The organism is Lysinibacillus sp. UBA5994 (genome assembly GCF_002429725.1).
Taxonomy (GTDB): Bacteria; Bacillota; Bacilli; order Bacillales_A; family Planococcaceae; genus Lysinibacillus; species Lysinibacillus capsici.
The window spans coordinates 1-22,917 of record NZ_DJAU01000035.1 but is presented as its reverse complement, the minus strand read 5'-3'; the positions used below and the strand labels follow the sequence as shown (position 1 = coordinate 22,917).

The following is a 22,917-nucleotide window of genomic DNA, read 5'->3' as shown; positions in this document are numbered from 1 at the left end:
CACAGGAAGAGTAGCTTCAAGCAAGCTGGACTCAATTATGCTAAGGCTTACTTGATGTTAAACATTTTTATTGAGCATACGTAAACCATTTAGAATAACTAGAATTGTACTACCTTCATGCCCGATTACGCCTAATGGCAAGTCGACAACTTGTAAAAAGTTAGAGGCGATTAAAAAGATAATAACCCCGATAGAAAAGAAAATATTTTGTTTCACAATACGTTGCATTTTACGTGATAAACGAACAGCATAGGCGATTTTTGATAAGTCATTTTTCATTAGCACGACATCCGCTGTTTCAAGTGCCACGTCTGTGCCTTCACCCATAGCGATGCCAGTAGTTGCGGTAGCCAATGCAGGTGCATCATTAATACCGTCGCCGACCATGCCAACAAATTGATGTTGTGTAAGTAGGCGTTTCATTTCAGTTACCTTCGTTTCTGGCAGACATTCTGCGACGTATTCAGTAACGCCAGCCTCCTTCGCGATAACTTTCGCTGTTTTTTCATTGTCACCTGTAAGCATCACCACTTGAATACCAAGCTCTTTTAATAATGTAACAGCTTTCTTAGCTTCAGAGCGCACAGTATCTTTTAATGCTGTTAATGCAACAATACCATGTTGATCGCGAATGAAAATAACTGTTTTTCCCTCTTCTGTAAGTTTAGTTACAGCAGCATTTGCAAAACTGTTAGCAAGTTGTACATCAACAAACTCTGGTTTGCCTACTTGATACTCCTCGTTTTGAATCGTTCCTTTAATACCCCAGCCAGGAATATCTTCAATTGTTGCTTGTGGCAGTATGTCGATTCCTTCAGCCTTAGCATAGGAGGTAATCGCTTGGGCAAGGGGATGATTGGATTGAGATTCAATTCCTGCAAGAATTGCTAGAGCCGTCTCACGTTCTACTCCATCACGGACAATAAAATCTGTAACAACTGGTTTTCCTTGCGTTAAAGTACCTGTTTTATCGACCGCCAATGCACGTAACACACTAAGATGCTCTAAATGTAAACCACCTTTAAATAGCACACCATTTTTTGCACCATTTGATATAGTAGCGAGTGTTGCAGGCATAATGGAGGCAACGAGTGCACAAGGTGAAGCAACCACTAATAACACCATTGCTCGGTAAAAGGTTGTTGTCCAGTCCCAGCCGAGTAAGAAGTGGGGAAGAACCATCATAATGGCAACACCAAGTAAAACAAATTTTACATAAGTCCCTTCAAACTTTTCGATGAATTGTTGAGAGGGAGATTTTTCACTTTGGGCACTTTGAACGAGCTGTATAATTTTTTGGAAAAGGGTCTCTGAATTCGCCTTTGTCATTTCCATAGTAATAGCACCATTTAAGTTGACCGTGCCTGCAAAAACTTCGTCTCCTTCACTTTTTGAGATTGGCAGTGGCTCACCGCTAATAGCTGACTCATCAATAGAAGATTGGCCTTTAAAAATAATGCCGTCTGCTGGAATTCGTTCGCCCGGTTTAATCAATAAATGATCCCCGATTTGTAATGTGGAAACTGATACTTTCATAGGCTCAAATCCGCCACGCACTAACCAAGCTTCTTCTGGCTGTAAATTCATAAGTGCAGATATTTCGCGATGACTTTTATTCATCGCATAAGTTTCAAGTGCACCACTTACTGCAAAAATAAATATTAGGATGGCCCCCTCTGTCCAATAGCCAATTGCAGCTGAGCCAATTGCAGCTAATACCATCAACAGCTCAACATTTAGCTTTCGCTCTTCTATGGTTTCTTCAATGCCTTCTTTTGCTTTCGCGAAACCACCTACACAAAAGGCAATTAAATATAGTAGAACAGAAGCTGTTGTTTGTCCACTTGTGTCTAAACGCCATGCTAGTAAGATGAAAATTCCAGCCATTAATGCAGCAATTAATTCTGCATGTTCTTTTATTTTCTCAATTATGTTTATGTTTTCTCGATTAGAGTATTCCATCTTTATCCCTCCTGATAATGAAAATCAATATCAAAACCTTTATAAATTAGCGTTGTTTTGAGCTATTCAATTGAAAATGGATTTCAATTACCATCTCTTTTGTTTAGAATTATTATAACAAAGGAATTTATAAAAATAAAGTAGGAAGTTTGATGGAGATTTTTAAACAATATGCGAAAGGATTGAAAAAGGCACAGTCTATTCACTAGGAATATTCTGTGCCTTACAAAATTGTGCAATAAAATGAGTTACTACTGCTATCTATTATTTAATTAGAAGACTCTTTCTGCATGCAGAGCAAGTTTTTCTAATGATGATTTATCCACATCTGCATGTAGTGAGTTACCATGTGAATCCATTGTTACAACTGCTGTAAATTTTTCTACATTTAAGTGCCACATAGCTTCAGGAATACCGAATTCCATTAAATCAACACCATCAACGCCTTTAATACAGTCCGCATAGTATTGTGCTGCTCCACCAATTGCATTCAAGTAAACGCCACCATGCTCATTAAGCGCTTTTAATGTTTTTGGTCCCATTCCACCTTTACCAATAACAGCACGGATACCGAATTTTTTCATGATATCGCCTTGATAAGGCTCCTCACGAATTGAAGTAGTTGGGCCAGCAGCTTTCACTGTCCAATTGCCTTCTTCATCCTTAGCCATTACAGGTCCGCAGTGATAAATAACTTGTCCATTTAAATCAACTGGTGCATCGTGGCTCATTAAATGATGGTGGATTGCGTCACGGCCAGTATACATACGACCAGTAATAGAAACGACATCTCCAACTTTTAATGAACGAATTTGTTCTTCAGTAATTGGCGCAGTAAGTTCTACTACATCTGTAGTTGTATCTTCTGTTGTAGCAGCTACTTCATTCTCTTTGAAGGTAATTTTTTCACCTTCTTGATAGTGCCAATTCAAAATTTCGCCAGTTTGAGGATCGATGTCCACAGCCATACGTCGGTAAGCCCAACAATTATATGCTACTGATACATAGAAAGAGGCAGGTATACGATGCATTACGCCAATTTTACAGCCTAATAATGTTGCTTCACCACCAAAGCCCATTGTACCGATACCAAATGTGTTAGCCGTTTTAACAACATACTCTTCTAACTTAGCAAGATCTGCATTTGGATTTGTATCTTCAACATGGCGGAATAATTGCTCTTTTGCTAAATCATAGCCCGAAGAACGGTCTCCACCAATACCTACACCAATGAAACCAGCAGAACACCCTTGACCTTGTGCTTGGTATACAGAGTGTAAAATACATTTACGAATACCATCTAAGTCACGCCCTGCACGACCAAGACCTTCTAGTTCACATGGTAGACTGTATTGAATGTTTTTATTTTCACAGCCGCCACCTTTGAGAATTAACTTGATTGTAATGTAATCTTTTTCCCATTGCTCAAATTTCATTACTGGCAAACCATCACCAAGATTATTACCACTGTTTGCACCAGATAATGAATCCACCGCATTAGGACGTAATTTAGCATCTGCAGTTGTATCGTTGATTGCTTTTTTGATTGCAGCTTTAATTTCTAATTGGTTTACGCCAACAGGAGTATAAATTTTGAAAGTTGGTAGCCCTGTATCCTGACAAATTGGTGACACGTTATCTTCTGCCATAATAATATTATTTGCAATTGTGTCTAAGCTCATTGCTGCACGAGTACCAGCATTCTCAGCTTCTTTTGCTTTTTTAATAGCACGACGTACATCCTTAGGTAAATTCGTAGATGTTTCAGTAATTAAATCGTAAAGACTCTTCTCCAAATTTTGTAGATTCATTGGTATTGCCCCCCATAGAAAAATTGATTATTTCCACGTTACATTATACTCTTTTCAACTAATGAAAAAAAGAGTCCTTATCTGAGACCGCTAAATTAAAACATATTTTAATAATATAGAAGGAGAGTATTGATTTTATAGAACGTTTGTTCTAAAATAGAATAAATCCAATATTAGGAGGAACTTGCATGACTGCTAAAACTTTACTTGAATTACCCGAAGCATTTGAGCAATATAGACCATTAATAGAAGGGACAATGAAGCCTGTTGTATTGGTTAATACGGAAATAAGTAAAACAACTTTATTTCAAAGTAAGTTTGCAGGAGATCCTTATTTCCCATTGGGAATGGACTATCCAAAAAACATGAAGGGACAACCGTTAAAGCTATTAGCTCAAATTAACTTTGCAGAGGTTCCTATGCATTTACCCAATTTCCCAGAAGAGGGAATATTGCAGTTTTATATTGATGGTTATGACGATGTTTTAGGAATGGATTTTGATAATGGACAAAATCAAGAAGGCTTTCGTGTAATATTTCATGAACAAGTTATGCAAGATGAAGCACAGCTTATTCAAGACTTTTCTTTTATAGAAATAGATGATGAGGAATTATATTTTCCTGTCGAGCGTGAAATGGCATTATCCTTTATTACAGGCGTTGAGCCGATGTCGATTGATGATTTTAGAAGCAATGAAAAGTATGCTAGCATCTTAACAGCTTTGGAGGATGACGAAGCATTAGAAGACAGCTTCTATGATGCTATGACTGGTGATGGTCATAAAATTGGAGGGTATCCATTCTTTACGCAAGAGGATCCTCGAGCATATGGTGATTATAAAGATTCAATCATTTTGCTGTTACAGATTGATAGTGTCGGCGACAATATTCTTTGGGGCGATTGTGGCGTTGGCAATTTCTTTATCACAGAGGAAGAGTTAATGAATAAAGATTTTAGCAAGGTACTTTATAATTGGGATTGCCATTAAAAAACAAGCGAGCACACGATGCTCGCTTGTTTTTTATTCATTATTGTTCACGAGCATGAAATTGCTCCATTTTGTCCTCTAAATCATCCATCATTTGGATTAAGCGATCAATATCTTCTAACTCAGCTGTTTCAGGATCAAGGGCATCTAATACTTCTAAAAACATCTCCAGACGCTCTTTTAAATAGGTTACTTGTTGCTCTTTATCAGTGATTGGCTTTGACATTCGTACACCTCATTTCATCCCTTTCATCGTAGCCGATTTGAGCTTAAATTTCAATGTTTAGGGAAACACCTAGGACTAAGAGATTAATTTTAAAAAACAATAAACAGAATATTTACAATATTGAGGATGTATGTTAAAGTTGTTTTAAGATAAAGTAAAGGAGCTGATTGGAAAAAGTCATCTGCAACGCTAACTCGAAAAGGAGGGAGTTTAAACAAGTAATCGGTAATATTCAAAAGCCGAAAATCGTGTTTATACAATTAAATGAGGATAAGTATTAGTTAAGCCTTAGCGTAAAATCACATGTGGTGAGCGCTAAGGCTTTTTGGTATGCTGTTCTTTGGAAGAATGACTAGATAGTGGAGGGAAAAATGACGTACTTCTCAGATTACAGCAAAAAAAGATTTACCATTTTAGTAGTAATTGTATCCATATCAGGCTTTTCACAAGGGATGCTATTACCGCTTATTTCGATAATATTTGAACGTGATGGGGTATCCTCTGCATTGAATGGTTTGAATGCAACAGGCTTATACATAGGAACATTACTGATTTCACCATTTATCGAGCAGCCCTTACGCAGGTGGGGCTATAAACCGATTATTTTAATTGGTGGAGCACTAGTTTTTGCGTCTTTACTTGCATTTCCTCTATGGAAAAGTGTGACCTTTTGGTTTGTCCTTCGTTTATTAATTGGCGTAGGCGATCATGCCTTGCATTATGCCACACAAACATGGATTACTAGTACTGCAGATCATAAAAGCTTAGGGAAGGGGATGGCCATTTATGGCTTATCATTTAGCATAGGTTTTGCTGTTGGGCCACTTATGGTGAAGCTCATTGAAATTGCTGAAGCGCTACCGTTTATCGTATCTTCAATAATGTGCCTCTTTGCATGGTCCTTTGTATTTCTCTTACAAAATGAAAAGCCTGAGCGTTTAACAGGTGATTTAAATGCCAGAGGATGGCAACGGTATAAAATGGCTATTGTATTTGGGTGGATTGCCTTTTTAGGTCCATTTGTTTATGGTTTTCTGGAGTCTTCACTAAATGCCTTGTTTCCTGTCTATGCACTACGCAAGGGCTTTGAAGTCGGCATGATTCCTATCATTTTATCTGTGTTTACATTTGGTGGTATTTTAACGCAAGTACCGCTTGGTGCACTAGGAGATAAAGTAGGGAGAAGGAATATTTTGATGATTGGGTCATTTGGTAGCGCAATTATTTTTGCAATTGCAAGCTTTTTAGAGCATTCACAATTCGCTGTGGCTGTCGCATTTTTCTTAACGGGTACGCTGGTTGGCTCGATGTTTTCTTTAGGGATTACATTTATGGCTGATTTGACACCAAAGGAGCTACTGCCTACGGGGAATTTACTTTGCGGAATTGCTTTAAGTATTGGTAGCTTAACAGGTCCATTTTTAGGTGGAGTTTATTTAGAATATGTAAAAAATTATAGCTTTCTTTTACTTGTGGCTTTGCTTTTGCTAGCCGTTGCAATCGTTTTATTTATATTTGGACGCCGCAAGCATCAACAACCAACGATGGCAAAATAAAAAGAGCGGGGCTCATCTCCCGCTCAAAAAACAAAAAACGCCCAGCAAATCCGTGCTGTTATGGCGTTTTTTGCGTAACAAGGATGTTCCGTCCAAGTTACATAGGTTTGGCACCTAGAAAATTATTATACAGACATGTTCTAATGAAAGCAATAAAAAAGAAAATGGGTATTTTTGGACATTATCCATCTTTCTATTTATAATAAAAGAACACTTGCTTAAAAAGGAGGTTTTTACATGGCAGAAATGAAAAAACTATCTATCCACCGTGCTTTAACAGAATTAAAAATGCTGACTCTGCGAATTGAAGCAGCAACAAATGAGGTTAGTGCAGTCGTAGCTAATCGAAAAAGCAATCGTAAAATTAATGGTGTAGACATTCCTGAATATGAAAAACAAATGCAAGCATCCTATGATAAAGTGCTAGGTTTAATTTCCTATCGAAATAAAATAAAAGCACTAGTTGTGCAGTCCAATGCAAACACAAAGGTGTTGGTGGGCAAAGAGGAAATGACTGTAGCGGAGGCAATTGAACGGAAACAATCCATTCAATACGAAAAGAATTTGCTAGAAGTTATACAGCATCAGCATCGTTCAGCTATCAATACGGTTGCCAAAGAAAATGATGCATTACCTGCAAAGCTGGAAACCTATTTAATTAACATATTGGGCAATAAAGATAAACAATCACCAGAGGAAGTCAAATTACATACCGAAACATTTATGAAAAGAAATGAGTTTGAAATCATTGATCCCCTAAATGTTAAACAACAAATTGAGAAATTGAGCAATCGGATTGAAGAATTTGAATCAGAGGTGGACGCTGTCTTATCAGAGTCGAATGCCACAACCTTCATTGAAGTACAAGTTTAAAAAGATTTGCATGTCCTAGCGAAAATGGAAAACGAAAAGTCGCTCGCGCTTCAAGGCATGTGTGCGAGTTAAAACGTAAAACATGCCTTACTCCAATGGTAATTTTCAACTAAACTGATTTGAAAGCTCAAAGGTAAAAGGTGAAAGTACAAATCTTACGTTTTAAAGTTCTTTGAATAAAAGCTGAAAATTTAACATTTAATAATCATTTAAATCCTGGGTTATTGGTTAAGGTATCGACTTTTCTGGACCATCCATCATCCACCAGGCAGCTTGTGCTGTGCATTAGAAAAAGGACGTCTCCTAGGGAAACGTCCTTTTCATACTATTTGTTTTTTAAAACAAGTTTTGCAACGCATTCCACCTGCGCCGTTTGTGCGAACATATCGACAGGCTGAATATACTCAACATGATAAAGCTTAGATAATTGTTGTAAGTCCTTTGCCAAAGTGGATGGGTTACAGGAGGTATAAACAAAACGTTTAGGTTTTAGTTTAAGGACTGTTCGAATAAATTCAGGTGCTAGTCCTGTACGTGGTGGATCTACCGTAATCACATCAGGAGTAAATCCTTCCTTGCGCCATTTCGCTAGGACACTTTCCGCTGTACCGACTGCATATTTCGTATGCTTGAAGCCGTGATTTCGAGCATTTTTACGAGCATCCTGAATGCTTTCAGGAATGACATCCATTCCTCGAACTTCCTTCGCTTTATCCGCTAACCATAATCCAATTGTGCCAACGCCACAGTATGCATCAACCACTGTTTCTTTTCCCGTTAAAGCAGCAGCCTTTTTAATTTCATCATAAAGATGAACTGTTTGCTTTGGATTTAGTTGGAAGAAGGCGCGGGCAGATAAATCAAAAGCCAATTCGCCAAGCTCTTCATGAATAGTTTCTTTGCCATCAAGTACAACAGTTTCATCACCGAAGATTAACGATGTTTTTTCACGGTTAATATTTTGTGCAATGGATACAATACTCGGATCAATTTTTTTAATACGTGTAATCAATTCAGCTAAATGAGGGATTTCTTTCCTTGTTGTGACAAGAACGACTTGTGTCTCCCCGGTACGAATACCTGTACGTACAACAATCGTACGCACTAAACCATCTAGCGTACGACCATCGTAAATAGTGATATTTAGCTTTTGCAAAATTTTTCGAGTGGCAACGGTTATTTTGGAAGTAATTGGGTGCTGAACAAGGCAATCATTAATGTTTAACAGCTTATTACTTCCTTCAGCAAATAAACCTGCGTAAACACGCTTGCCTTCTTTACGTACTTGGAATTGGCTTTTATTACGATAATGCCAAGGATCATCCATGCCAAGTGTTTTTCGCACTTCAATAGTTTCGAGTAAAGGTTTAGCATAACGCTCTAATGCTTGTATAACAATGTCTCGCTTTTCTATTAGCTGTTTTTCATAGGTCATATGCTGAAGCTGGCAGCCCCCGCACTCATTGTACACTGGGCAAGGTGCTTCCTGACGATGTTTTGAAGCTTTACGAATGGCTAATATCTCTGCTTCAGCAAAATTACGTTGTGTTTTTGTTACTTGAGCTGTGATCTCTTCACCAGGAATGGCTCCTTTTACAAATATCACATTACGTTTATAAAAGCCTACACCTTCACCATTAATGCCTAGCCTTTTTATTGTTAGTGGGAATTTTTGTCCCACGATCATTGTTGTTTGCTGCGTCAAACGTTCCACGTCCCTGCTCTATATTGTCATCTCCCCATTATAGCGAAGGAGCAGGCGATTGCAAAGCAACAGGGAAATCTTCATATTCTAATACTAAATCGTCAAGCGATAAGAACGTATAACCTTGCTTTTTAGCTTCTGCAATAAACATTGGTAATGCTTCCGCATTATCCTGTGCTACTGTATGCATTAAAATAACGGCACCAGGATGCAGTTGTTCCATAAGTGCATTATAAGCATAATCTGCACCACGACGCTCATCCTTCATCCAATCCTTAAAGGCCACAGACCAGAAAATATGACGATAACCTTCTGCATTACCCACCTCTAGCACTTTTGCATTAAAAATTCCTTCAGGTGGACGAGCATATGTTGTACGATCGATGCCTGTCAATTCACGTAACTTGCCATCGAACTTTTGCCATTCTGCACGCATGCCATCTGGTGAAAGTCGAGCCATATTTGGGTGACCATATGAGTGATTCCCGATAGTATGACCATCCTTCACCATGCGTTTCACTAAGTCGCTTGCACTGTCTAAGTAATGGCCTGTTAAAAAGAAAGTAGCAGGTACATTTTCTTTTTTCAATGTATCCAAAATACTTTCAGTAAAGCCGTTTTCATAGCCATTATCAAATGTTAAATAGGCAATTTTTTTATCTGCCTTCCCTTTATAAATCGCACCATATTTGTCAAGTAACTGATCGAGCTGTGCTCCTGCCTCTGCCTGCTCACCGTTTTTAGCACGTTTAAAGCCCCAATGGTGTTCATCAGAACCAGCAGCAAAAAATGGATTAAAGCTAATTCCTGCGGCAATAATAAAAGTAGCAATTACCGCACCAACAATATGTTGTTTCCACATAAAAACGCATCCTTTCTTTTTCATTAGAATGCGTAATTACTAAAAAAATTATCCAACTTAATTTTTTCTAATTTTGAGCCTTTAACAAATTTTCAAGTGCTTGCTTTAAATAAGGGTATTTAAATATAAAATGTTGTTGTTCTAATAGGGTTGGTAGCACTTGTTGTCCTTCTAAAACAAGTGTGCTTTGTTCGCCGAGAGCTAAACGCATCGCAAAGCTAGGAACAGGCAGCCAATGACGTCTGCCCATGACTTCGGCAATCGTTTGACCAAATTCCTTCATTCTCATAGGATGCGGGGCTGTTATATTAAATGGTCCATGAATATTTTCATTTGTAATAGCGAAATAAATAGCACGTGCTACATCTTCAATATGTACCCATGAAAGCCATTGCTCTCCAGAGCCAATCGTTCCACCTATATGCATTTGATAGGGCAATAGCATTGGTGGAAGTGCGCCACTATTTCTACCTAAAATGACACCAAAGCGTGCAAGAGCCACACGAATACCTAATGCTTCTGCTCGTTTCGCATGTCGCTCCCAATCGTGGACTGTAGTGCCTAAAAAATCAGTTGCGTAATCCGTAAAATCTTCATCATAGATGGCTTGTGTGGAAGTTGGGTATATACCAACCGCACTAGCATTGACAAGGACTTTTGGTTTTATCGTGAGCATGTCCATTATACGTATAATCTCTAATGTGGCATTCATTCTGCTCCAATAGATAGCTTTCTTTTGCTTTTTTGTCCAACGACCATTATTTAATGAAACACCTGCTAAATTCACAAAGGCATCTACACCTTCAAAGATTTCCAAAGCTTGCTCCTGCTGATGTAGCCATTGAACATAGTGAACGCCATTTTCTAGCTTTGACTCATGACGCGTTAAGACAAAAATGTCGTGTCCGTTGTGCTGCAATAGCTGTATAAGAGCATTTCCAACAAAGCCAGTGCCACCTGCAATCACTATTTTCATAACAAGCACCTCTTTTCTCGAATAAAACGCTTACTTTTAAGTTTATCATGTAACCAAAAAGTAAACATCTTTAGGCATTAATTGCAGAGAAGAAAGTTTACCCGTGGAAGGGAAGAGAATGCCCGCGAACATAGGGAAATTAACCGTGCTAATTGTCAGATCCCTCCTAAAGAAATGCTATAATGATAATAGTGAGGTGTTTGCTATGCGTATGATTACAAAAATTGCACGTCAAAAAAACAATCCTGAACGCTATAATATCTATTTAAATGAAGAGTATGCTTTTCCGGTTGATGAAGCCATTCTCATTCAATTTGGTTTAACAAAGGGAAAGGTGCTCGATGAATTCGAAATTCAAGAGATTGCCTATGAAGATGAGATACGTAAGGCATTTAATAAGGGGTTAAACTTCCTTTCATATCAAATGCGAAGTGAGCATGAGGTTAAGAAAAAACTGCTCAACTTAGAATTTGGAGAAGCTGTAGTGTTAGAGGCAATCCAAAAGTTAAAATCCTATGGCTTTATTAATGATGAAAACTATTCAAAGGCTCTGCTTGATACAAAGAAAGCTACTATGAAAAAAGGACCAAGAGCCATTAGACAAGACATGATCAAAAAAGGCATTGAGAAAAACTTGCAGGATGAGGTGCTTGCTACATATAGTTTTGAGGAACAAGTAAAACTGGCGAAGCAACTGGCAGAGAAAATTGTTCGAGCGGAGAGCAAGAAGACCCCAACACAGATTAAGACCAAAATTCAGGATTACTTATTAAGAAAAGGGTATGCTTTCTCGATTGTAGAAGAGGTGCTTAGCCAAGTTGAGATAGGGCAGGATGATGACAACTGGCAGCAGCTACTTGATGCTCAAGGCGAAAAAGTTTGGAAAAAGTACGTATCGAAGTATACTGGTTATGAGCTAAAAATGAAGGTTAAACAGGCGCTCTATCAAAAGGGTTTTCCTATAGAAGTAATAGATCGTTTTATAGAAGAGAAGGAGAATGAAGAATGAGTGAAAAAAATTATGCAGCTATGTCTGAACATGAATTGCGAGAGGAAATTGCTTTTCTAAAAGAGAAAGCTCGAAAGGCAGAACAGCTAGGGATCATCAATGAGTTTGCTGTTTATGAACGCAAAGCTTTAATGGCTGCGGCTTATTTAGTGGATCTTGATACAATCGTTCCAGGAGAAATGTATCGTATTGATGGTTCAGATAATGAGTTTTTCCAAGTAGATTATTTGAAGGGACGCTTTGCTTGGGGTCATCGTTTAGGCGGAGACAAGTACCAAGAGGCACTACCAGTATCTATCCTTTCACCAGTAAAGGTGGGCAAATAAATGGATGAAAAAATTGAGAAACTAACACAAGAGTTACTTGCAAAGAATCCTCAGATGTCTGTTGGACGGGCACAGGTTTGGGTGGAGTTGTTATGGAGTGACTTTGAATCAACTGCCGCGAAAGCAGGGTATGATTATCGTGGGGCAGAGTATACAGAAAATCTTGTTCGTCAATTAATTGCTAGCTATGGTGATAAACTACATGCTTTTGCAGGGCGCAATCCGAAGTATATACATTTACTAGATGCTAGTGATGATATGGTACAATAATAAAAACCCTGACCAATATTGGTCAGGGTTTACTGCTTAATTACTCGCACCAATTTGTAGTTTTTTCTGTAGCTTATCTTCTGTAAAGATCCAGCCTGTGTAAGACGTAATAATGTCATTCGCATCATTTAAATGTGCTACGGCAACGAAAGGATAGCGATTGTCACTACGGTAACGCAAATCGATTAACCTTACTTCTATTAAGCCGTTTTCAAGCTCGGAAATCTCCCATCGATACATAGGAGAGAAAGACACAAATGCAGCTAAGTTAGGATCTTTCATTGCAGCATCTACAAGCGCAGTTTTAGGCAAAGGCTTAATTTCGAATTTATCGTAAATATTAACAGTCCTTCCATAAGCACGGCCAACATAATAATGAGTTTTGGACTTTGCTGCGATTCGCCAGTGGAAGAAGCGCATAGTAGGTGCTACAATGACATATTCTTCATCTTGAATAGTATGATGCACCGCGTTTTTTACTGCTTTTTGCACAGCAAAACGCAAAATATAGTAAATCACGATAACCACGTACATGATACTGAATGTCCATACTGGATTTGTGCCAAATGCCCATAACACAATACCTACACAATGTAAGGTAAAAATGATGGGATCGAAGGTATTAATGACACCTAACGCAACCCATTTTCGAGAGAAAGGTCGAATTGCTTGTGTACCATACGCGTTAAAAATATCGACAAAAACATGAAGTGCAACAGCTAAAAATGTCCAAAGCCATAAATGTAACACATTCACATCTTGCAAAATCAGTGATAAAACAATTGTAATTAAAATAGGCCATATAGCTACAGCTGGTAGTGAGTGTGTAATTCCTCGATGATGTCTGATATAGATGGCGTTATTACGTAGTTTTAACACAGTGTCGACATCTGGAGCTTGTGAGCCAATAATTGTACCTGCCATTACTGCTGTAAAAGTCATTGAATGATTGGCTACTACAGGGTCAGCTAATGCAAGACCGCCAAGGGCAATACCCATAACGAAATGTGTACCTGAATCCAAAAATATCCACTCCTAGTATGCATTAAAATCGAGTACAATGTGCATACAACTTTATTTCGAACATAATAAAAGGTATATTGAAATATTCTGACACTCGTGCGAAAGCGACGCTTATTGTCGATCTTCCACGAATATTCTTTTCTTCATTGTATACCCTTTTCATCATAAATTAAATCGTAAAAACAACGGAGGTCACTGTGAATTACCCATATGTAACAGAATTTCGACAATCATTAGTTGACTGGTTTAACACAGAGAAGCGTGATTTACCGTGGAGACACACAACAGATCCTTATAAAATTTGGGTATCTGAAGTGATGCTACAACAGACACGTGTCGACACAGTTATTCCTTATTACAATCGCTTTATGGAAAGTTTTCCAACATTAGATTTGCTTGCGGAAGCACCCCAAGAATACTTATTAAAGCATTGGGAAGGTCTTGGCTATTATTCTCGTGCTCGCAATTTACAAGCAGGTGCTCGTGAGGTTATAGAAAATTACGGTGGTATAGTACCTGACAATCGCCATGAAATATCTAAATTAAAAGGAGTTGGTCCCTATACTGCAGGTGCTATTTTAAGTATTGCCTATAATAAGCCTGAACATGCAGTTGACGGTAATGTTATGCGGGTTCTAAGTAGAGTGCTTGATATACATGAAGATATAGCTATTCCCAAAACGAAGAAAATTTTCGAAAGTGCGGTTGAGGAACTAATTGATCCTGATCATGCTTCATCGTTTAACCAGGGCTTAATGGAGCTGGGTGCACTTATTTGTACACCTACCTCTCCAAAATGTTTATTATGCCCAGTCAGAGAGTATTGCACAGCTTTTAATGAGGGAGAACCAGAAAAATTACCTGTCAAATCAAAAAAGATAAAAATGAAGCATCTCACATATGATGTTCTCGTATATGAAAATGACAAAGGACAATTTTTAATGCAACAACGTCCTGAGCAAGGCCTGCTAGCTAATCTATGGCAATTTCCAATGATTGATACAAGCCAATCTTCGGTAGAAAACTTTACAATGGAATATAAAGTAATTGTCCAAGCCAAACATGAATTACTTACATTTAAACATGTTTTTTCACATTTAACTTGGCATTTAAATAGCTATTATATAAAATGCGAATCGACTGAGCTAGGTGATTGGCTAAATCGTGAGCAAATAGAACTTTTACCGATGCCTGTGCCTATGCTAAAAATTTGGGATGAAGTAAAAAAGCAAACGGCAGGAAAATAAAACCTTCTTAAAATCATTGATACATGAGCATAAAAGTCATCACCTCCGTACACAATAACTAGCGTGGAGGTGAATGAATGATGAAAAAACAAAACAACCAAAATTTCCAACCGAATAAAAACATGCAACGTCAAAGTGAAGAGTTTGGTTATGAAACGGACGTAAATGAAGTGCAAAAGCAAAATGCGAAAGCAGAGCAAAAGAAAGCTCCAGCTTCTGGCCGTTTCTCAAAAACTAACCAAGATTTAGGTGAGTAACACTTTGTAATTGCATAATTGCATTTACCTCTAAGGGGCTGTCTTAAATCCGAAAAGATGAAAAAGACAGCCCCTTTTAAATTGTTTAGGTAAGTAAATCGTCAGCTTAAAAGGAAATTCTCTATGGCATTAACTAAAAAATCCCATCAAAGCTGACATTATAATAAAATTCGCTTATAATTGACTAAATTTTATACAAATTCAAAATAGCGTAGTGAAATTTGTGGTTTTCTAACTACACCTTTCGCGTACACATTGCTATAATATACTAGAGACTGCTAGATTTAGGTAGCATAGACGAAAAGGTGGGCTAACAAAATGGCATTACCGGTAGAAGGAGAAACGATACAAATACATAGTTATAAGCACAATGGCCGTATCCACCGTGTTTGGCAAGAAACGATGGTTTTAAAAGGAACGAAAAATATCGTAATCGGTGCGAATGAACGGACACTTGTGACAGAATCCGATGGTCGTACATGGCTAACGAGAGAGCCCTCTATTTGCTACTTCCATGCGGAACACTGGTTTAACATCATCTGTATGCTACGTGAAGACGGTGTGTATTATTATTGCAATCTAAGCTCACCATTTGTTTTCGATAATAATGCCATTAAATATATCGACTATGATTTAGATATTAAAGTTTTTCCTGACATGTCTTATACCCTTTTAGACGAGGATGAATATGAGCTCCATCGTAAGGAAATGTCTTATCCTGATGTCATAGATAAGATTTTAAAGCGCAATGTCGATAAATTAATAAGCTGGATTCAACAAAAAAGAGGACCATTTGCACCCGATTTCATCGATGTCTGGACAAATCGTTACAAGTTCCAGCTTGATATGCAGTCAGATGATCAATCATGACACCTATTAGTTTAACTAATAGGTGTTTTTTTATTGGAGGGGACAGAGTGTTGTTAAGGTAAAGGTAAAATAGTTCGCTATAAAGTCATCATAACTGTATTTTAATCAAAATATTGCTATAATACTTAGGGCATTCATCTTCGGATGTCTGTTTCTTTTTGTAAGGATGTGATGATAAATTGGGAAGCATTAAGCGATATATGCGCTTTGTTAAACCATATACATGGGAAATTATTTTAACGATTATCATTGGTATAGTAAAATTTGCTATTCCACTATTTATTCCACTGCTCATTAAGATTGTGCTAGACGATATTATTGCAGCAGATGACTTAACAGATGTAGAAAAAACAAAAGAACTATTTTATTGGCTAGGTGGAACTATTATTGTGTTCTTTATTATCCGTCCACCTATTGAGTATTATCGACAATATTTTGCACAACACGTAAGCAACAAGGTACTATTTGATATTCGTAAGGAAATTTATGCACATTTACAGCGTTTAAGCTTAAGGTATTATGCCAATACACGGGCAGGGGATGTTATTTCAAGGGTAATTAATGACGTTGAACAAACAAAAACCTTTGTCATGACGGGGTTAATGAATGTTTGGTTAGATTTGGCGACGATTGTAATTGCGATTGCCATTATGCTAACCATGGATGTGAAGCTAACACTAGTAGCGTTGGTCGCATTTCCATTTTATGCTTTCAGTGTGAAATACTTCTTTGGCAAATTGAGAGATTTGACACGGAAACGTTCTCAAGCACTTGCAGGTGTACAAAGCTATTTACATGAACGTGTAGCTGGTATGAGCATTATTAAAAGCTTTACTTTAGAAAAGCATGAACAAAAATTGTTCGATTCAGCAAACGGTGAGTTTTTAGAAAAAGCGCTTGATCAAACAAAGTGGAACGCAAAATCATTTGCTGTCGTGAATACCATTACAGATGTAGCACCATTACTAGTTATAGCCTATGCGGGCTATCAAGTAATAAATGGGTCACTTTCAGTTGGAACAATGGTTGCTTTTATTGCTTATATTGAACGTTTATATGGCCCACTTCGTCGACTTGTTAGCTCGTCCACAACTTTAACACAGTCAATCGCTTCAATGGATCGAATGTTCGATTTAATAGATGAGCCTTATGAAGTCAAGGATAAGGACTATGCTGGTGAACTACCACATGCAAATGGGCAGGTTCGCTTTCACAATGTATCCTTCCAATATGAAGAAACTGGCTCACCTATTATAGATGCTATCGATTTAACGATAAATCCTGGGGAGACTGTTGCCTTTGTAGGGATGAGTGGTGGTGGTAAGTCAACGATTATCAGTTTAATTCCTCGCTTTTATGATACAACAAGCGGGAAAGTGACCATTGATGGAAAAGATGTACGGGATGTTACTTTACATTCTTTACGATCTCAAATTGGTATTGTCCTGCAAGACAATATACTTTTTAGTGACTCTGTCAAAGAGAATATATTAATGGGGAAACCAGATGCAACAGATGCACAGGTCATCGAAGCAGCCAAAGCGGCAAATGCCCATGACTTTATTATGAGTCTGCCTAATGGTTATGACACAAAGGTTGGGGAAAGAGGAGTAAAGCTCTCTGGCGGACAAAAACAACGAGTTGCCATTGCGCGTGTGTTTTTAAAAAATCCACCAATTCTAATCCTGGATGAGGCTACTTCTGCATTAGATTTGGAAAGTGAGGCACTGATTCAAGAATCATTAGACAAGCTTGCTCATGAACGAACAACTATTATTATTGCGCACCGTCTTTCTACAATTACCCATGCTGACAAGATTTTCGTCATCGATCATGGTCAATTAATCGAAAGTGGAACACATGAACAGTTAATGGACAGTCAAGGAACATATTATAATTTATTCCAAGTACAGCACTTAGATTAAAATTTCCCGAAAATTACACGGTTTAAGAAATTTTTTCAAAAAAGGTCTTTCATTTATTCGAAAATGGAAGGCTATTTTTTTTTGAAAAATGTAAAAAATTATCTCTTTATAAGATTTTATTATTATGGAAGGCGATTATTGTAGAAATTCTATGTAATTTGCAGAATATTAATGATTGAAAGAGTAAGGATTTTTAGTTAGAATTATCTGAAAATAAGGAATTTAACGAAAGTTATAGTATTCTATTAATATTATTATACATTTAAGTAAAATATAGGTAGGGTGGGGCGTTACACATGAGGAAAAAACTACTAGAAATAAAAGGTTTGAAAACAACCTTTTTCACAGATAATGGGCAAATTCCTGCTGTAGACGATATCGATTTTTCTGTCCATGAAGGAGAAATTTTAGGGATTGTAGGAGAATCGGGAAGTGGTAAAAGTGTTACGTCGCTGTCCATCATGGGATTAATTCCATCACCACCAGGTAAAATAACGGGTGGAGAAATTTTGCTAGATGGCAAAAATATTGCTAAATGTACGGATAAGCAAATGCAAAAAATACGTGGAAAAGACATTGCAATGATTTTCCAAGAGCCAATGACTTCGCTAAACCCTTTGTTCACGATTGGTGACCAGTTAAAGGAAGCTATATTAATCCATAATCCAAAATGGTCGAAAAAGGAAGCGTTTGCAAGAGCGGTTGAAATTATGAAATTGGTGGGTCTACCACGTGCTGAGGAATTGCTAAAGGACTACCCACATCAGCTGTCTGGCGGTATGCGTCAACGTGTGATGATTGCCATGGCACTTGTCTGTGATCCTCAAGTATTAATTGCAGATGAGCCTACAACTGCATTGGATGTTACAATACAAGCCCAAATTTTACAGCTTATGAAAGACTTAAATAAACGATTGAATACAGCTGTGTTGTTAATTACACATGATCTGGGGGTTGTCGCGGAAACCTGTGAGCGAGTGATTGTTATGTATGCAGGACAAATAGTGGAAGAGGCGCCGATTCATGAAATTTTCACTAATCCTAAACATCCCTATACACAAGGACTCATTCAATCAGTACCTGACATGCGTTATAAAAAGGAAAATTTATACTCCATTCCTGGAAGTGTACCGAAACCAGGAAATATTCAAGTAGGCTGTCGTTTTGCAGCACGATGTCAATATGCAATGGAACGTTGTTTACAGGAAACACCACCTTTATTTGAAGCAGCAGAGAATCATAAATCGAGATGTTTTTTACTAGAAAAACAGGAGGTGGAGCAACGTGTCGAAAGCGTTATTAAAGGTTGAGGGGTTAAAAAAATATTTTCCGATTCGAAAAGGAGTCCTTAATTCACATGCCGGGGATGTAAAGGCTGTAGATGATGTTTCCTTTGAAGTATTTGAAGGAGAAACATTAGGAATTGTTGGCGAATCAGGCTGTGGTAAATCCACAACGGGTCGCTTATTAATGCGTTTACTAGAGCCCACTGGAGGTAAGATAGAATTCGCAGGTAAAATGATTTCAGAATTATCCAACAACGAAATGAGGAAGGCACGTAGAGATATTCAAATGATTTTTCAGGATCCCTATGCCTCACTAAATCCTCGCCATAACATCGGCAAAATTTTAGAGGAGCCTCTTATTGTTCATGGGATAGGTAATGCCAAAGAGCGAAAACAAAAAGTGTTGGAGCTACTTGAGATTGTTGGATTGAATGAATATCATATCAAACGCTATCCGCATCAATTTAGTGGAGGGCAAAGGCAACGTATTGGCATTGCTAGAGCCCTGATGACCAATCCACGCTTAATTATTGCGGACGAGCCAGTATCTGCACTTGATGTATCCATCCAGGCACAGGTTTTGAATTTATTGCAAAAGCTGCAAAAGGATTTAAGGCTAACTTATATTTTTATTTCCCATGATTTAGGGGTTGTGCGTCATATTAGTAATCGAGTTGGCGTTATGTATTTAGGTAAATTAGTTGAGCTGACAGCGAGTGAGGATTTATATGCTGAACCGCTTCATCCATATACACAAGCACTTTTATCTTCGGTTCCTGTTCCAGATCCTACGTTTGAACGGGAACAGATCATCATTTCTGGAGATATTCCAAGTGCATCAAATCCGCCAAGCGGTTGTACTTTCCATACGAGATGTCCGTTTAAAAAGGATCAATGCTCACAGGTAGTACCTAAAATGCAAGAAGTGAAACCAGGTCATTATGTTGCTTGCCATCTTTACGAGGCACTCCAACATTAAATGATATAAAAACTCATAGGGGGAAATTCGATGAAGAAAAAGAAGTTTTGGACTTTAGGTGTAATGCTACTCCTTATTCTCTCGACAATCTTAGCAGCTTGTGGCGGCTCAGATACTAAGGATACGGGTAGTAAAGATACTTCAACTGGTGGCGATACAGCTAGCAGTGGAGAACCAAAAATTTTAGTGTATGGTCGTGGTGGAGATTCTGTAGCACTTGACCCTGCTGTTGTTACAGACGGTGAATCCTTCACGGTGACAGCTAATATTTATGAAACACTTGTAAACTTCGGAGAGCAAGATGTAACAATTCAACCAGGCTTAGCCAAATCATGGGAGGCATCAGAGGATGGTTTAACGTATACTTTCCAGCTACAAGAAGGTGTGAAATTCCATGATGGCACAGATTTCAATGCTGAGGCTGTTGTTAAAAATATTGAACGTTGGAAAACAGGTGCAGATAAACACCCTTACTTTAGTTCGCAATTTGTCGTTGGTGATAAGCAAGTAATTGAATCAGTAACTGCAGAGGGAGACTACACAGTTGTCTTTAAGTTAAGTCAACCTCAAGCACCATTCCTGAAAAATTTAGCAATGTCACCATTTGCGATTGCTTCTCCAACAGCATTTGAAGCAGATGAAGAAGGTTTATCTGCAAATCCTGTAGGAACAGGTCCATTCAAATTTGTTAGCTGGGTACGTAATGATTCAATCACAATTGAGAAAAACCCGGACTACTATATTGATGGCTATCCTAAATTAGATAAAGTAATTTATCGTTCTATTCCAGAAAACTCAGCACGTTTAAATGATTTATTAGCAGGCAATATTGATGTAGCTGATGGCTTAAGCCCATCTGATAAAGCAACAATCGAAGGTGATGCTAATTTACAGTTAATCGAACGTCCATCTATGAACGTTGGTTACCTTGGTTTAACTGTTACACGTCCTCCTTTTGATAATGTAAAAGTGCGTCAAGCAGTCAACTATGCAATTGATAAACAAGCATTAGTAGATGCATTTTATGAAGGGCTAGCTGAGCCAGCGAAAAACCCAATGCCACCAGTAATTTCTGGTTATAACGATGAAGTGACAGGCTATACGTATGATCCTGAAAAAGCGAAAGCATTACTTGCTGAAGCAGGCTACGATGGCAAGGAAATTGAGCTATGGGCAATGCCAGTACCACGTCCATACATGCCAGACGGACAAAAAGTGGCTGAAGCGATTCAAAAGAACTTAGAAGACGTGGGTATTAAATCTAAAATTGTGTCATTTGAATGGGCTACGTATTTAGAAAAAGCTCAAAACGGTGAAGCGGATGCATTCCTACTTGGCTGGACAGGCGATAATGGGGATGCGGATAACTTCCTATACACGTTATTAGACGGCGATAATATTGGTTCTAATAACTATACGTTCTATGATAATCCAGAATTACACAAGATATTAACAGCTGCTCAAACTGAGATTGATGAAGACAAGCGTAATGAACTTTATAAGCAAGCTCAAGTAATTATTTCTGAAGATGCTCCATGGGTTCCACTTGCTCACTCTATTCCAATTTTAGCTGCTAACAAGAAAGTTACAAATTACATTGCGCATCCTACTGGTTCTGACCGTTTAGATGCAGTAGATATTCAATAGTAAATTTCATCATTTTTAATTGAACAAAGGAATGTGAAGAATCTGCTTGCTTTTCTGCGGGTAAGCCGTGGAAATCTCGCAGATTCTTTTCAAGTAAAGATAATGATTATTTCCTGTATGAAAGAATTCAACTAAACATTCAAAACCGTTTAGTGAAGGCTCAACCTTTCAACAGTATATAAAGACTTCACAGTAGATTATGAAAATCATAGAGAGGTGATGAAAATGCTTCACTATATGGGGAGACGTTTACTTCAACTAATCCCAGTTTTGCTTGGAATGACTTTTATCGTCTTTATGTTGATACGGGCAATTCCTGGAAATCCAGCACAAGTTATTTTAGGACAACAGGCAACAAAAGAGGCGGTCGAGGCGTTAAACGCAAGTTTAGGATTAGATAAGCCTTGGTATACACAATATTTTAGTTACTTAGCAGGTATTTTTCAGGGAGATTTAGGGGTTTCCCTACGTACGAAACTACCTGTATCAGAAGAAATTTTCCCATACTTTGCAGCAACGGCCGAACTTGCACTATTTGCGATGATCATTGCGATTGTTATTGGTGTGAATGCTGGCATTATTTCTGCGTGGTTCCAAAATTCTTGGTTTGATTATACAGCAATGATTATAGCGTTAATCGGTGTATCTGTACCCGTGTTCTGGCTTGGATTGATGGAGCAATGGACATTTAGTAGTAAGCTTGGATGGCTGCCTACATCTGGTCGAGAAGATGTGCGAAATCCAATTACCGCCATAACCCATTTCTATTTATTGGATACGCTTATTCAAGGCCGCTTTGATCAATTCATCGAAGTTATAAAACGATTAATATTACCAGGAGTAGCACTTGCAACGATTCCGATGGCTATCATTGCCAGAATCACAAGGTCCTCCATGCTGGAAGTTATGCGTTCAGATTATGTAAGGACTGCAAGAGCAAAAGGACAAAAAATGTTTATTGTTGTTTATAAGCATGCATTAAAGAATGCAGTTATTCCTGTGTTAACGGTAATTGGTCTACAAACTGGATTACTGCTAGGTGGTGCCATTTTAACAGAGACGATTTTTAGTTGGCCAGGAATTGGTCGTTATATTTATGATGCGATTGGCTTCAGGGA

21 protein-coding genes are annotated in these 22,917 nt (G+C 38.0%); 14 read left to right on the top strand and 7 right to left on the bottom strand.

Annotated features, from left to right (window positions below; all coding sequences use genetic code 11):
* Positions 1-57 precede the first annotated feature (57 nt).
* Both B3D98_RS11955 and B3D98_RS11950 read right to left on the bottom strand, forming a co-directional pair.
* Positions 58-1,962 (bottom strand): heavy metal translocating P-type ATPase, encoded by a 1,905-nt coding sequence (locus B3D98_RS11955; RefSeq protein WP_054549015.1) that lies wholly within the window; start codon positions 1,960-1,962, stop codon positions 58-60.
* Between the two features lie 272 nt (positions 1,963-2,234).
* Complete coding sequence (locus tag B3D98_RS11950; protein ID WP_048394791.1) at positions 2,235-3,773, bottom strand: fumarate hydratase; 1,539 nt, start codon at positions 3,771-3,773, stop codon at positions 2,235-2,237.
* A 188-nt stretch (positions 3,774-3,961) separates the two neighbouring features.
* Between B3D98_RS11950 and B3D98_RS11945 the strand changes: the two genes are divergently transcribed.
* On the top strand, positions 3,962-4,762 hold the full coding sequence (locus tag B3D98_RS11945; RefSeq protein WP_054549016.1) for a YwqG family protein: 801 nt from the start codon (positions 3,962-3,964) through the stop codon (positions 4,760-4,762).
* A 40-nt stretch (positions 4,763-4,802) separates the two neighbouring features.
* Here B3D98_RS11945 and B3D98_RS11940 read toward each other — a convergent pair whose 3' ends face one another.
* Positions 4,803-4,988, bottom strand: coding sequence for an SE1561 family protein (locus B3D98_RS11940; RefSeq protein ID WP_016995373.1), 186 nt, complete (start codon positions 4,986-4,988; stop codon positions 4,803-4,805).
* Between the two features lie 371 nt (positions 4,989-5,359).
* On the opposite strand from B3D98_RS11940, the gene B3D98_RS11935 reads away from it, so the two are divergent.
* The gene (locus tag B3D98_RS11935; RefSeq protein WP_288583173.1) at positions 5,360-6,544 is read left to right on the top strand and encodes an MFS transporter; all 1,185 of its coding nucleotides are present in this window, start codon (positions 5,360-5,362) and stop codon (positions 6,542-6,544) included.
* 237 nt (positions 6,545-6,781) lie between these two features.
* Positions 6,782-7,417 carry a hypothetical protein gene (locus tag B3D98_RS11930; protein WP_066038229.1) on the top strand — a complete coding sequence of 212 codons (636 nt, stop codon included), beginning with the start codon at positions 6,782-6,784 and terminating at the stop codon, positions 7,415-7,417.
* Between the two features lie 325 nt (positions 7,418-7,742).
* Here B3D98_RS11930 and rlmD read toward each other — a convergent pair whose 3' ends face one another.
* The 3 genes from rlmD to B3D98_RS11915 form a co-directional block, all read right to left on the bottom strand.
* Positions 7,743-9,122 (bottom strand): 23S rRNA (uracil(1939)-C(5))-methyltransferase RlmD, encoded by a 1,380-nt coding sequence (gene rlmD, locus B3D98_RS11925; protein WP_288583171.1) that lies wholly within the window; start codon positions 9,120-9,122, stop codon positions 7,743-7,745.
* A 37-nt stretch (positions 9,123-9,159) separates the two neighbouring features.
* Positions 9,160-9,984: a polysaccharide deacetylase family protein gene (locus B3D98_RS11920; RefSeq protein ID WP_009371550.1), complete on the bottom strand. Its 825-nt coding sequence runs from the start codon at positions 9,982-9,984 to the stop codon at positions 9,160-9,162.
* Positions 9,985-10,051: 67 nt separating this feature from the next.
* Positions 10,052-10,960 carry a TIGR01777 family oxidoreductase gene (locus B3D98_RS11915; protein WP_103118836.1) on the bottom strand — a complete coding sequence of 303 codons (909 nt, stop codon included), beginning with the start codon at positions 10,958-10,960 and terminating at the stop codon, positions 10,052-10,054.
* A 205-nt stretch (positions 10,961-11,165) separates the two neighbouring features.
* On the opposite strand from B3D98_RS11915, the gene recX reads away from it, so the two are divergent.
* From recX to B3D98_RS11900, 3 genes are read left to right on the top strand one after another with little or no spacing between them, the layout of a single operon-like run.
* A complete protein-coding gene (gene recX / locus B3D98_RS11910) occupies positions 11,166-11,969 on the top strand; it encodes a recombination regulator RecX (RefSeq protein WP_036219262.1) in 804 nt (267 codons plus the stop codon).
* Positions 11,966-12,295 carry a YfhH family protein gene (locus B3D98_RS11905; protein ID WP_036076977.1) on the top strand — a complete coding sequence of 110 codons (330 nt, stop codon included), beginning with the start codon at positions 11,966-11,968 and terminating at the stop codon, positions 12,293-12,295. The genes recX and B3D98_RS11905 overlap by 4 nt, the downstream gene beginning before the upstream one ends.
* A complete protein-coding gene (locus B3D98_RS11900) occupies positions 12,296-12,565 on the top strand; it encodes a YfhJ family protein (protein ID WP_048394780.1) in 270 nt (89 codons plus the stop codon). It abuts the gene before it with no gap.
* Between the two features lie 36 nt (positions 12,566-12,601).
* Here B3D98_RS11900 and B3D98_RS11895 read toward each other — a convergent pair whose 3' ends face one another.
* Complete coding sequence (locus B3D98_RS11895) at positions 12,602-13,588, bottom strand: metal-dependent hydrolase (protein ID WP_054549020.1); 987 nt, start codon at positions 13,586-13,588, stop codon at positions 12,602-12,604.
* Between the two features lie 197 nt (positions 13,589-13,785).
* On the opposite strand from B3D98_RS11895, the gene mutY reads away from it, so the two are divergent.
* The 8 genes from mutY to B3D98_RS11855 all read left to right on the top strand — a co-directional run.
* Positions 13,786-14,835: an A/G-specific adenine glycosylase gene (gene mutY / locus B3D98_RS11890; RefSeq protein WP_048394777.1), complete on the top strand. Its 1,050-nt coding sequence runs from the start codon at positions 13,786-13,788 to the stop codon at positions 14,833-14,835.
* Between the two features lie 77 nt (positions 14,836-14,912).
* A complete protein-coding gene (locus B3D98_RS11885; RefSeq protein ID WP_004230485.1) occupies positions 14,913-15,092 on the top strand; it encodes a gamma-type small acid-soluble spore protein in 180 nt (59 codons plus the stop codon).
* A 318-nt stretch (positions 15,093-15,410) separates the two neighbouring features.
* The gene (gene ntdP / locus B3D98_RS11880) at positions 15,411-15,962 is read left to right on the top strand and encodes a nucleoside tri-diphosphate phosphatase (RefSeq protein ID WP_004230486.1); all 552 of its coding nucleotides are present in this window, start codon (positions 15,411-15,413) and stop codon (positions 15,960-15,962) included.
* 179 nt (positions 15,963-16,141) lie between these two features.
* Positions 16,142-17,887 carry an ABC transporter ATP-binding protein gene (locus B3D98_RS11875; protein ID WP_288583164.1) on the top strand — a complete coding sequence of 582 codons (1,746 nt, stop codon included), beginning with the start codon at positions 16,142-16,144 and terminating at the stop codon, positions 17,885-17,887.
* A gap of 296 nt (positions 17,888-18,183) precedes the next feature.
* Positions 18,184-19,197, top strand: coding sequence for an ABC transporter ATP-binding protein (locus tag B3D98_RS11870; RefSeq protein WP_288583163.1), 1,014 nt, complete (start codon positions 18,184-18,186; stop codon positions 19,195-19,197).
* On the top strand, positions 19,172-20,152 hold the full coding sequence (locus B3D98_RS11865; RefSeq protein WP_112116672.1) for an ABC transporter ATP-binding protein: 981 nt from the start codon (positions 19,172-19,174) through the stop codon (positions 20,150-20,152). Before B3D98_RS11870 ends, B3D98_RS11865 begins: the two co-directional genes overlap by 26 nt.
* Positions 20,153-20,182: 30 nt before the next feature.
* Positions 20,183-21,799: an ABC transporter substrate-binding protein gene (locus tag B3D98_RS11860; protein WP_048394768.1), complete on the top strand. Its 1,617-nt coding sequence runs from the start codon at positions 20,183-20,185 to the stop codon at positions 21,797-21,799.
* A gap of 225 nt (positions 21,800-22,024) precedes the next feature.
* Positions 22,025-22,917 (top strand): ABC transporter permease (locus B3D98_RS11855; protein ID WP_288583159.1); only part of this gene is annotated, 893 nt, incomplete at its 3' end.